This is a genomic window from Paracoccus sp. (in: a-proteobacteria) (assembly GCF_046462195.1).
Taxonomy (GTDB): Bacteria; Pseudomonadota; Alphaproteobacteria; order Rhodobacterales; family Rhodobacteraceae; genus Paracoccus.
The window spans coordinates 1-11,647 of record NZ_JBKGUN010000124.1 but is presented as its reverse complement, the minus strand read 5'-3'; the positions used below and the strand labels follow the sequence as shown (position 1 = coordinate 11,647).

At 62.9% G+C, this 11,647-nt stretch carries 12 protein-coding genes, 1 tRNA gene and 1 pseudogene; 4 read left to right on the top strand and 10 right to left on the bottom strand.

Features of this window, described 5'->3' with window-relative positions:
- Positions 1-518: amino acid ABC transporter permease (locus tag ACLHHB_RS08015; RefSeq protein ID WP_410217746.1), on the top strand; the 518-nt coding region annotated here is incomplete at its 5' end.
- Positions 519-530: 12 nt separating this feature from the next.
- On the top strand, positions 531-1,319 hold the full coding sequence (locus ACLHHB_RS08010; RefSeq protein WP_410217745.1) for an amino acid ABC transporter ATP-binding protein: 789 nt from the start codon (positions 531-533) through the stop codon (positions 1,317-1,319).
- A gap of 47 nt (positions 1,320-1,366) precedes the next feature.
- Here ACLHHB_RS08010 and ACLHHB_RS08005 read toward each other — a convergent pair whose 3' ends face one another.
- The 10 genes and pseudogenes from ACLHHB_RS08005 to rpmH form a co-directional block, all read right to left on the bottom strand.
- Positions 1,367-1,885 (bottom strand): SixA phosphatase family protein, encoded by a 519-nt coding sequence (locus ACLHHB_RS08005; RefSeq protein WP_410217744.1) that lies wholly within the window; start codon positions 1,883-1,885, stop codon positions 1,367-1,369.
- A 103-nt stretch (positions 1,886-1,988) separates the two neighbouring features.
- The gene (argB, locus tag ACLHHB_RS08000) at positions 1,989-2,888 is read right to left on the bottom strand and encodes an acetylglutamate kinase (protein WP_410217743.1); all 900 of its coding nucleotides are present in this window, start codon (positions 2,886-2,888) and stop codon (positions 1,989-1,991) included.
- 63 nt (positions 2,889-2,951) lie between these two features.
- On the bottom strand, positions 2,952-3,602 hold the full coding sequence (yihA, locus tag ACLHHB_RS07995; protein ID WP_410217742.1) for a ribosome biogenesis GTP-binding protein YihA/YsxC: 651 nt from the start codon (positions 3,600-3,602) through the stop codon (positions 2,952-2,954).
- Positions 3,599-4,360, bottom strand: coding sequence for an MOSC domain-containing protein (locus ACLHHB_RS07990; protein ID WP_410217741.1), 762 nt, complete (start codon positions 4,358-4,360; stop codon positions 3,599-3,601). The genes yihA and ACLHHB_RS07990 overlap by 4 nt, the downstream gene beginning before the upstream one ends.
- Positions 4,357-6,210 (bottom strand): membrane protein insertase YidC, encoded by a 1,854-nt coding sequence (yidC, locus tag ACLHHB_RS07985; RefSeq protein WP_410217740.1) that lies wholly within the window; start codon positions 6,208-6,210, stop codon positions 4,357-4,359. Before yidC ends, ACLHHB_RS07990 begins: the two co-directional genes overlap by 4 nt.
- Before the next feature lie 245 nt (positions 6,211-6,455).
- The gene (locus tag ACLHHB_RS07980; RefSeq protein ID WP_410217739.1) at positions 6,456-7,751 is read right to left on the bottom strand and encodes an EAL domain-containing protein; all 1,296 of its coding nucleotides are present in this window, start codon (positions 7,749-7,751) and stop codon (positions 6,456-6,458) included.
- Between the two features lie 58 nt (positions 7,752-7,809).
- Positions 7,810-8,697, bottom strand: coding sequence for a tRNA 2-thiocytidine(32) synthetase TtcA (gene ttcA, locus ACLHHB_RS07975; RefSeq protein WP_410217738.1), 888 nt, complete (start codon positions 8,695-8,697; stop codon positions 7,810-7,812).
- A 5-nt stretch (positions 8,698-8,702) separates the two neighbouring features.
- A pseudogene (gene yidD / locus ACLHHB_RS07970) lies at positions 8,703-8,953 on the bottom strand (membrane protein insertion efficiency factor YidD); the annotation flags it as partial.
- Complete coding sequence (gene rnpA / locus ACLHHB_RS07965) at positions 8,950-9,303, bottom strand: ribonuclease P protein component (RefSeq protein ID WP_410217737.1); 354 nt, start codon at positions 9,301-9,303, stop codon at positions 8,950-8,952. The gene rnpA and the pseudogene yidD, both read right to left, overlap by 4 nt.
- A gap of 115 nt (positions 9,304-9,418) precedes the next feature.
- Positions 9,419-9,553, bottom strand: a complete 135-nt coding sequence (gene rpmH / locus ACLHHB_RS07960) for a 50S ribosomal protein L34 (protein WP_042247969.1) — start codon at positions 9,551-9,553, stop codon at positions 9,419-9,421.
- A gap of 276 nt (positions 9,554-9,829) precedes the next feature.
- Here rpmH and ACLHHB_RS07955 point away from each other — a divergent pair, with 276 nt between their 5' ends.
- Together ACLHHB_RS07955 and ACLHHB_RS07950 are read left to right on the top strand one after the other, a co-directional pair.
- Positions 9,830-11,251, top strand: a complete 1,422-nt coding sequence (locus ACLHHB_RS07955; RefSeq protein WP_410217736.1) for a sensor histidine kinase — start codon at positions 9,830-9,832, stop codon at positions 11,249-11,251.
- Between the two features lie 77 nt (positions 11,252-11,328).
- Positions 11,329-11,405, top strand: a tRNA-Arg gene (locus ACLHHB_RS07950).
- Positions 11,406-11,647 lie beyond the last annotated feature (242 nt).

The window sequence follows — 11,647 nt, the reverse complement described above, 5'->3', positions numbered from 1 at the left end:
CGGTGATCTTCATCGAGTTCATCCGCGGCGTTCCGTTGATCACGCTGCTGTTCGTGGCGTCCCTGCTGCTGAACTATTTCCTGCCGCCGGGGACCAGCTTCGACATCATCCTGCGGGTCATCATCATGGTGACCCTCTTTGCCGCCGCCTACATGGCCGAGGTGATCCGGGGCGGCCTTGCCGCCCTTCCCAAGGGACAATACGAGGCTGCCGATGCCCTCGGGCTTGACTACTGGAAGGCGCAGCGGCTGATCGTGCTGCCTCAGGCGCTGAAGATCAGCATTCCCGGCATCGTTTCGACCTTTATCGGCATGTTCAAGGACACGACGCTGGTGACCTTCGTGGGTCTCTACGATCCGCTGAAGTCCATGTCGGACGCGGTGCGCGCCAATATCGCCTGGAAGGGCATCTATTGGGAACCGTTCGTCTTTGTCGGCGCCATCTTCTTTCTCATCTGCTTCGGCATGTCACGATATTCGATGTATCTGGAACGCCGCCTGCAGCGTGACCATAGGTAAGGACCCGTTCCCATGAGCGAACCCATCAACCGCAAGATCGACCGCAGCCAGATGTCCATCAGCGACGAGGTCGCCATCGACATCCGCAACATGAACAAGTGGTACGGCACCTTTCACGTGCTGCGCGATATCGACCTGACCGTCCACAAGGGCGAACGGATCGTGATCGCCGGCCCCTCGGGCTCGGGGAAATCGACGCTGATCCGCTGCATCAACCGCCTTGAGGAACATCAGGCGGGACATATCGTGGTGGACGGGATCGAGCTGACCAACGACATCAAGAACATCGACAAGGTCCGGTCCGAGGTCGGGATGGTGTTCCAGCACTTCAACCTGTTCCCGCATCTGACGGTCCTGGAAAATTGTACCCTCGCCCCGATCTGGGTCCGCAAGGTGCCCCGCAAGCAGGCCGAGGCGACAGCGATGCGGTTCCTCGAAAAGGTCAAGATCCCCGAACAGGCGGGCAAGTATCCCGGACAGTTGTCGGGTGGCCAGCAGCAGCGTGTGGCCATTGCGCGATCCTTGTGCATGCAGCCCAAGATCATGCTGTTCGACGAACCGACCTCGGCCCTTGATCCCGAGATGATCAAGGAGGTGCTGGACACGATGATCCAGCTGGCGGAGGAAGGAATGACGATGATCTGCGTCACCCATGAGATGGGCTTTGCCCAAGCTGTCGCGAACCGCGTGATCTTCATGGACCAAGGGCAGATCGTCGAGCAGAACACGCCGACCGAGTTCTTCAACAATCCAAAGTCAGAGCGGACCAGGCTGTTCCTGAGCCAGATCCTGGGCCACTGAAAAGGAAGGGCAGGGGGCAACGCCCTCTGCCCTTGTCTCGCCGCAGATCAGAGGCGTCCGTCGAAACGGACGAAATCCATCACGCTGCCCTGACCGGGCTGGATGTCGCTCCAGCTGTCGACCTGAAAATCCACCACCAGCGTGGCTGCGGTGGGATAGCGGCGGAAGTCCGGGTCCATCGGCGCGCGCGCGGGCAGCATGGCCGCGAACTCCGAAATGCCCGGGTTATGCGCCAGCATCATCACGGTGGGCTGTGTTGCCGTCCTGAGCACGGCCAGCAGCCGTTCGGTGCCTGCCTGGTACAGAGAGGACTCGATTCGCATCAGGGGGCGCACCTCCAGCGGCGCGCTGGCAATGACCTCCCAGGTTTCCTGCGTGCGTGTGGATGACGAACACAGCACCTCTTCAGGCTCGTAACCGCGGCTTGCCATCCAGTCGCCAAGCGCAAGAGCCGAACGGCGACCACGATCGTTCAGCGGCCGGTCATGGTCGTCCAGGGTGGGATCGTCCCAAGCGGACTTTGCATGGCGGGTCAGGATCAGGCGTCGGTGTCCGAGTGGGGTCATGGAATGCTGCCTCTTGTGCCATGCGATGTGTCTGGGCAGCCTGCCACAGGCTTTGCCGATCCCGCAAGCAGATCGCGCCCGCCCTGCGGCGGGCGAGTAACCGTTATAGTTCGGGACCGCCTTGGCGCAGCCCATGGGCCTTGACACGGGGTTCAGACGTACGGATCAAAGACCCCGCACCATGTTCGGTGAACAGCTCCAGCAAACAGGCATGCGGTACGCGCCCGTCCAGAATCACGACGGCCCGCACGCCATCCTCCAAGGCCTTCAGAGCAGTCTCGGTCTTGGGAATCATGCCGCCTGCGATCTGGCCGTCGGTGATCATTGCGCGCACCTGCTGGGGATGCAGTTGCGTGACCACTTGGCCCGAGGCGTCCTTGACGCCCGCCACATCCGTCAGCAACAGCAGCCGGTCGGCCTGCAGCGCACCGGCGATGGCGCCCGCGGCCGTGTCGCCGTTGACGTTGAAGGTTTCGTTGTCCTCCATCCCTGTGGCGACGGGGGCAATGACGGGAATCATGCCGGCACCATAAAGATCCCGGATGATCTGGACGTTCATCTCGACTGGGCGGCCCACGAAACCGAGTTCGGGATCGTCCGCCTCGCAGACCATCATGTCGTCATCCTTGCCCGAGATGCCGACCGCGCGTCCGCCCGCGTCGTTGATGGCTTGGACGATGCGCTTGTTGACAAGACCGGACAGCACCATTTCCACCACTTCGACGGTTTCCTTGGTGGTGACGCGCTTGCCACGGACAAAGCGGCTTTCGATACCCAGCTTGCCCAGCAGGTCGTTGATCATGGGTCCGCCGCCATGACAGACGACGGGGTTCATGCCGACCTGCTTCATCAGCACGATGTCGCGCGCGAATGCGGCCATGGCGTCGTCATCGCCCATCGCGTTGCCGCCGAACTTGACCACGACAACCGCGCCGGAATAGCGCTGCAGATAGGGCAGAGCCTCGGAAAGGGTGCGGGCGGTGGCGATCCAGTCACGGTTCATGTTTTGTGTTCTCATCCTCAGGGCCCCTGGCTGACAGGGCGGACCCTAGGGCGCATGCGACGATCAGTCCAGCCCGGCGATGATCGTGCGCAGGGTCGAGATGCCGTGCCCCTTCTCGGACGAGGTCACGACCAGTTCCGGATAGGCGGCGGGATGCTTTTGCAGCGCTTCCTCGACCTGGGCCAGAACGGGCTTCAACGCGTTCGGGCCCAGCTTGTCGGTCTTGGTCATCACCACTTGGAAGGGCACGGCCGAGCGATCCAGCAGCTTCATGATCTCGTGATCGACATCCTTCACCCCATGGCGGGAATCGATCAGGCAAAAGGCCCGGCGCAGTGTCTGGCGTCCAGCCAGATAGGACTTCAACAGCGCCTGCCACTTGGCCACCACCGCAACGGGGGCCTTGGCAAAGCCGTAGCCGGGGAGGTCGACCAGAAAGGAGTGGTCACCAAGGCTGAAATAGTTGATTTCCTGCGTGCGCCCCGGCGTATTCGAGGCGCGGGCAATTCCCTTGCGGCCGGTCAGTGCATTGATCAGGCTGGACTTGCCGACGTTGCTGCGACCGGCAAAGCAGACCTCGGGCCGATCGGCAGGGGGCAGGCCGTCCATGTGGACGACGCCCTTGACGAAATCGACGGGGCCCGCGAACAGCAGGCGCGCAGCTTCGGCGGCGTCAGCGTCGGGTTCGGGGGCAATGGGGAAAGCGACGCTCATGCGGCAACCTGATCCTGAAGGCGGATCGTCCCGCCGGTGACGACCTCGGCGAAGACGCCGAAATCCTTGTGTCCGAACTGCTGCTGCAACGTTTGGACCATGTCGCTGTCCCGCCGGCCGGTTGTGGTATCGGCGCTGGTGGCGTCGCAACGGCCGACCGGCGCCGTCACCCGCAGCTCGGCCCCGCCCACGTGGATGATCTGACCGATCATTTCGCGTTCGGCAAAGGGTGGCCAGCCCTCGATCCACAGGTTTCCGCGCCAGCGATGAATGCCGAGGGAGTGCCCCATTGTCGTCTCCAGTGCGGCAAGGCTGGACAAGGACAGGATCGAGATCCAAGGCCATTTCTGGTCGGTCCAGATGGCAGCGCCGCGAACCAGCCGCGTGGGGACCGGCGCTTCGGTCGGCCAGAGAGGGCGCAGCCACTCGATCAGACGCGGGCCTTCCGTGTCGGGATCGACAGTGATGGACCCTTGGCCGGGGTGGGACAGTGTCAGCCTGTCGTCGCGCCAGCCGCCGGTGACTGCCTGAAGCTGCAGCGACGCGACACCGCGCAGGAAGCATGACTTGGGCAGCCACCGATCCGGCTGGCTTTGGCTCTGGCTGGCCAAGGCATGACGCTCGCCTGCCTCGGTCAGGATCGCCCATTCGCGATCTCCGGGAAGGCGGCGCGCCGCCTCCAGCGTGACGCTGTCCAGCCCTTCTCCGCCGACCGACTTGATCGGATGGCGGCGGATCAGGGCCAGACGCGCCGTCACTTGCCCGCGCCCTTGTCGCTGGCGCGCTTGCGTGTCGGGATCGAGGACTTGATGTTGCCGAACAGGTCCGGCCGCGCCCCGTGCATCGACATGATCGTGTACTGCTGCAGGATCGTGATGGTGTTGTTGGTGATCCAGTAAAGCACCAGTCCCGACGCGAATCCGCCCAGCATGAACATGAAGATCCAGGGCATCCAGGCAAAGATCATCTTTTGGGCCGGGTCCGTGGGCGCCGGATTCAGCCTCTGCTGCATCCACATGCTGATGCCCAGCAGGATGGCCAACGCGGGCAGGGACAACGAGTGCAGAAGCGTTCCCTGCGCCGGTGCCGCATAGGGCAGCAGCCCGAACAGGTTCAGCAGGCTGGAAGGATCGGGTGCCGAAAGGTCCTGCACCCAGCCGATCCACGGCGCGTGGCGCAATTCGATCGTGACGAAGATCACCTTGTAGAGCGAGAAGAAGATCGGGATCTGCAGCAGGATCGGCAGGCAGCCGGCAGCCGGGTTTACCTTTTCCCGCTTGTAGAGTTCCATCACCTCGCGCTGGAACTTCATGCGGTCGTCACCGGTGCGCGCCTTGATCTCCTCCATCTGCGGCTGCAGTTCCTTCATCTTCGCCATGGAGATGTAGGATTTGCGCGCCAAGGGGAAGACCAGGGTCTTCAGCACGAAGGTCAGCGCGATGATGGCCCAGCCCATGTTTCCGATGATACCATGCAGCCAGTGCAGAAGCTGGAAGATCGGCTTGGTCAGGAAGTAGAACCAGCCCCAGTCGATCGCATCAACAAAACCGGCGATGCCAGGGTTTTCCTCGTAACCGCGCAACACCTCCCAGACCTTGGCACCGGCGAACAGATAGCTGTCCGCGCTCAGCTGCGTGCCGGGCTGGACGGTCTGCATCGGAAACCGTGCTTCCGTCTGGAAGATGTCGGCACCCTCGGCATATTTGACCACGGCGGTGAAGGCTTGGCCCGGAGCGGGAGCCAGCGTCGTCATCCAGTACTTGTCGGTAAAGCCGATCCAGCCATTGCCGGACACTTCGTAGACCTCGGCCCGGCCCTCGCGGGCGATCGGGTCCAGTTCGGCCACGGCCTTGTACTTGCGCTCGATCAGGGTGCCATCATGCATGCCGACCACGCCTTCGTGCAGCACGAAGTAGTTCTGCGTGTCCGGACGGCCGTGGCGCGCAATGATGCCGTAAGGCGCGGCGGCAAAGGCGGCACTGCCGTTGTTCTCGAGGCTTTGCGAAATGCTGAACAGATAATTCTCGTCCAGCGCGAAGGTGCGGCGGAAGATCTGGCCCGCGCCGTTGTCCCAGGCCAGAGTGACAGGCTGGCCGGGAGACAGCGTTTCGCCCGATTCCAGCGTCCAGATGGTCGAAGGGGTCGGCACCAGGGCCGGGTCCACGCCCGGGCCGGGAGTCCAGCCATAAACGGCGTAATAGGGTTTGTACTGCGCCGCATCCACGGTGACGCGATCATCCGCCGTGGCCGAAGAAGGCGACAGCAGGCGCACATCCGGGGACGCGTCGTCAAGCGTTTCCTGGTAGCGGGTCAGCAGCAGGTCGTCGATTCGCCCGCCCACCAAGGAGATGGAGCCGGCCACTGCCGGCGACTGGATCGCGACGCGTCCGGCCTGTTCGGCGGTTTCTCCGGGCGTCGCAGCCAGATCGGTGGTCGCGGTGGCCGTCGTCGCGGGGGCCAGCGGCTGGTCGCCGATGGATTGCTCGGCCAAGGGCTGGCCCGAGGGTTGGTCCGACACGGGCTCGGGAGCGAAGACCGTGTACCAGACCAGGATCACCAGAAACGACAGAACTGTCGCCAGGATCAGATTGCGGTTGTTGTCTTCCATTCCGTCACCACTGTCATCGCGTCAGTCGCGCCGGTTCAACAGAAGGGACCCCCAAAGGTCAAGCGGATTTGGCCTGCCCGGCAGGCAAGCAAGGGGAATTGAACCAAACGCGCCCGTCCCGGCACCCGTTCAAGGCGCTGCTCCGGTCGTTTTGCAACCCACGTCATGATGAAGGGTTGGCGGCATGACCCACTGGAGCCCTTGTCGCAGGCCGATGGCGGCCAATTGCCGCATCTTTGGCGCAATCAGTTGCGGTGGGCAATGCTGGGCAGCCGCGCCACCTCGGCGGCGTGGTCTTGCAGGAAGCCCAAGGTGCGCTCCAATGGCATGGGTCGCGCCACCGCATAGCCCTGAACTTCGTCGCAACCCATCTGCGCCAAAAAAGCGAATTCTTCCCGCGTTTCAACACCTTCGGCCAGGGCCGCAATTCCCAGGCGTTCGGCAAGGGCCAGAACCGCCAGGATCATCCGCTTCTGCCCTTCGTCGATGTCGCAGCCGGTCACGAAGCTGCGGTCGATCTTGATGCGGTGGATGCCGAACTGCCGAATTGCGTCCAGGCTGGCATAGCCCGTGCCGAAATCGTCCAGATCTATCCGGCAGCCCGCCTTGGACAGCTTTTCCAGATTTGCCCGGGTTTCTGCGTTGCTGGTGACCGGGCCGACGCTTTCCAGCACTTCGACCACGAGCCGCTTGGGCGGGATCTCGTTGCGGTCCAATTCCCAAAGGATGCAGTCGGCGAATTCCCGATTTGACAATTCGCAGTTCGAGATGTTGAGCGATACCGTCGGCACAAGATAGCCGGCCTGATCCCAGCATTTCAGCGCCGCCAGCGATTGCGCCAGCATGGTCATCGTCAGGGCGGTATGCTCGGCCTGGGACATCTGGGGCAGGAACACGTTGGGCATCAACAGGCCGCGCTGCGGGTGTTGCCAGCGGGCGAGTGCCTCGAACCCCGTCACGTTGCCTGAATGGCAGCAAACCTGCGGCTGGAACCATGCCACGATCTGGTCCGCCGCGATGGCGTCGCCCACTGTCGCCACCAAGCTCGGTCCGGCCAGATTAGGATCATGCGGATAAAGCTTGAGCTGACCCAAGCAGCTGTCATCCATCTGCTGCAGGCGCTGGCGGGCATTGTCGATCAGCGAGGCGTCGGAAGGAATATCCGGGTAACCGGCATGAACCAGCACCCCTGTCAGCACCGGCGTCACCATTCTTCCGGCCAGCGCGATCGGCGTCTGTCCCTGGGCATGAAGACGTCGGGCGACCTGCATGGCGTCATGATCGACCCTGTTGCGCAGCACAAAGGCAAACAGCCCCGACGCGAGGATCTGCATCGGATCATACGGGCGCACGGATCGGCCCAAGGACATCGATAACTGCACCAGAAGGTGATTCATCCCCGTCTTGTCCAGCACCTCGCCCAGCATCTGGGCATTCTCGAGGCGCAGCATCAGCACGCTGCAGGACTGGTCGCGCAGCGGGTTGGCGCCGCACATCAACCTGCGGAACGGCGAAAAAAATCGGGTTACAGGGTTTGACATGCCGGACCTTTCACGGAATCACCGGCATCAGGATTAGTACGGAATGCTTTTTCCAGCGTTAATGTTGATGCCCGTTATCCGTCAGGATCGGGGGTCCCGAAGGAATTTCGGCCGCTTCCGGAGGAAATACTGACGAAAAATCGAACAATTTCGGGTCCAGCAGATGCGAGGGCCGCACATTCAGCAGCGACCGGAACATGATCTGACGCCGTCCGGGCGTGCGTGCCTCCCATTCGTCCAGCATCCGCTTGACCTGCACGCGCTGCAGTCCCTCCTGACTGCCGCAAAGGTCGCATGGGATGATGGGATAGTTCATGGCCTTCGCAAAACGTTCGCAATCCGCCTCGGGCACATAAGCCAAAGGGCGCAGAACGGTCAGGTCGCCGTCCTCGTTCAGCAGCTTGGGAGGCATGGTGGCCAGCCGTCCGCCGTGAAACAGGTTCATGAAGAAGGTTTCCAGGATGTCGTCGCGATGATGGCCCAGCACCACGGCCGAGCATCCTTCCTCGCGCGCGATCCGATAAAGGTTGCCGCGGCGCAGGCGCGAGCAGAGCGCGCAATAGGTCCGGCCCTGCGGCACCTTTTCCTTCACGATGGAATAGGTGTCCTGATATTCGATCCGATGCGCGACGCCCCGTTCCTTCAGGAATTCAGGCAGCACCGTGGCCGGGAAATTCGGCTGGCCCTGATCCAGGTTGCAGGCCAGCAGTTCGACCGGCAGCAGGCCGCGCCATTGCAGCTCGTGCAGCACGGCCAGCAGCGTATAGCTGTCCTTGCCGCCTGACAGGCAGACCAACCAGCGGTCGCCGGGGCGAATCATGCCATAATCCTCGATGGCCGCCCGCGTTTCGCGCACCAGCCGCTTGCGCAGCTTGCGGAACTCGGTCCCCGCAGGGGCTCCGGCGAAAAGCGGATGAATCTCGGTCGTGTCAGCGTCGTCCAGCATCGCCGGCCCCTTGGTTGCAGTCATGGTCGGGATTGGTGCCCGGTACCGGGTCATAGCCATGGCTACCCCAAGGATGACAACGGCCGATGCGCCGCAGGCTCAGCCAGCCGCCGCGCAGGGCACCATGCCGCGCCAGTGCTTCCAGCGCATAGGCCGAACAGGTAGGCTGGAACCGGCAGCCATGCCCGACCCAGGGCGAGGCCACCAAGCGATAGGTCCGAACGGGCAGGGCCAGCAGGCGTGCAGCCGGTGTCATTTGTGTATCTTGCGCATGGCGCGCACGAAATCCTCGCGCAGGTCTGCAAAATCACGCCCAATGGTGGCCTCCGGGCGGCCGATCAGGACGTAATCCCAACCTGGCCGACCATGATCAGGCAGGCCAAGCCGCGCCACTTCGCGCAACCGGCGCTTGGCACGATTGCGCGCAACAGCATTGCCCATCTTTTTCGAGCAGGTGAAGCCGATGCGAGCGGGGCCATCATCGTCGCGCCGTCGTGCCTGCAACAGGAAGCCGGGCATGCCCTGTCGCAGCGCGCGCGCAGCCGCCAGAAAGTCGCTGCGCTGGCGCAGCACCGGCGGCATCGGAAAGCGCCGGTCATCAGCCATGCGAAATGCCGCCTTGCCGGCATCCCTTGGCTGATCGTCAGCAGGATGAGGCAAAGGCGGCATGTCGATAGCCTTCATGAGGCGGCCGTGGCCGCCGGCTTGATCGGCAGTGCGATCAGGCCGACAGACGCTTGCGGCCCTTGGCGCGGCGGCGGTTCAGCACTAGACGGCCGCCTTTGGTGGCCATGCGGGCGCGGAAGCCGTGACGGCGCGCACGAACGAGGTTCGAAGGTTGGAAGGTGCGCTTCATGGTCAGTCTCCGGGTCGTGTCTTGCCAGTGGCAATGTCTTGCGGGTGGCGTCCGACCGGGGCAGGATGGCAAAACGCCGCCCTGCGCGACGGCGCCGGTTGTTCGAAGCCCGCTGGATAGTGGAGCCCACCGCCTACGTCAACACCGGAAAGCCGTTAACCTTGACGAAAGCAGAGTCCCCTGTCACGGAACCCCCTTTTGTTCACATTCGTTTGATGTGCAATCTCATCCGGGTTTGGCTGACAACCGGCCCCGGCACCCCATAACCCGGACACGATGCGACTGAACACGATCTCTGGCCGATTCGCAGTGTTGACAACGATGTTTGTCATCCTGGCGGAACTGTTCATCCTGCTGCCTTCGCTGGCCGGATTTCGCTTGGACTATCTGGAGTCGCGCCTGGAGCGCGCCCAGATCGCCAGCTTGGCACTGCTGGCGACAGATGATTCCCTCGCCTCCGACCTCGAATCCGAGTTGTTGCAGAACGCCGGGGTATTCAACGTTGTCCTGCGCCGGAACGACATTCGCCAGCTTGTCCTGTCTTCCCCCATTCCCGGTCCCATCGCCGCCACCTATGACCTGCGGTCCGAAGGTGTTCTGCACACTATCGACGATTCTCTTGGGGCGCTGGCGAACCGGCAGAACCGAGTGATTCGCGTCATCGGCGCCCCGGTGAACCAGGCGGGTCAGCTGATCGAGATCACGATGGAGACCGCCCCCCTGCGGGATGCGATGATCGAATACGGGCTGCGGCTGCTGGCCGTTTCGGCGGCCTTCTCCATCCTGACGGCCGTGCTGCTGTTCCTGGCCGCGCAACGGCTGATCCTTGTGCCGATTCGCCGGGTGATCACCCACATGACGGCCTATGCCAATGCCCCCGAGGATGCCCGCCACATCATTACTCCTGATGCCCGGATGGCCGAACTGAACGAGGCCGAAACTGCCCTTCAGTCGATGCAACAAACAGTCACATCGTCGCTGAAGCAGAAGGAGCGAATGGCTCAGCTGGGGCAGGCCGTGGCCAAGATCAGCCACGACCTGCGCAACATCCTGACCACGGCCCAGATCTTCGCAGACCGGCTGGAGGACAGTGCCGATCCCAAGGTGCGCCGTGCCGCGCCCAAGCTGGTCAACTCGATCACCCGTGCAGTGAACCTGTGCGAAACGACGCTGGCCTTTGGCAAGGCGGAAGAGCCGGCCCCCACGTTGTCGCGCTTCAACCTGGCGCAGCTGGCGGCCGAGGTGATCGAGGCGGAAGCCCTGGCCTCGGAGGCTGCAGGTCAGGTCGAGTTCCTGACCGACATCCCGCCCAGCCTGATGATTCGTGCGGACCGTGACCAGCTTTATCGCGTGCTTGCCAACCTAGCTCGCAACGCTCGCCAAGCCATCGAAGGCACCAGTCAGCCCGGCACGATCGAGATAGGCGCAGGCGAGGGGGACAGTGATTGGTGGATCAAGATCTGCGACACGGGTCCTGGTCTTCCTGACAAGGCACGCGAGTATCTCTTCAAGCCCTTTACGGGCAGCACCCGCCGCGGTGGAACCGGTCTTGGCCTGACGATCGCGGCCGACCTCGTCCGCGGGCATGGAGGGAAGCTGGAGCTTCTGCGCAGCGATGCAGAGGGCAGCCAGTTCTGCATCCAGATTCCCCGTGGCATGGCCAATGTTCCGGCCCGCCAGGAAGTCATGGCACAATAGTCGTTCAAGAAGTTTCATCTTTTTGTCGTTTCGCTCTTGCATCCCTTTCACGTGGACGCTAATTCCCACCGCAAGTTGCACCCGTAGCTCAGCTGGATAGAGCACCAGACTACGAATCTGGGGGTCGGACGTTCGAATCGTTCCGGGCGCGCCAACTTTTTCGACAATTGAAACTGGAATGGTGCGCGCTGCGGAGCCGGCGCGATGGCGTGTGGAATCTTGAAGTGAAGCGAGGGCCGTCTAGCGGCTTGGAGCTTTGGCTCAGGCGCTGACGAAAATGGGTGGGTTGTCGGCGCGCTCGGCGAAATCCTTGGCCAGCTTCGCGTGCCAGGTCCGCGCTTGCTCGGTGACCGCCCGTTGCGCGGCCATGCGCTCTTCGATGGCCCGGCGGTGATA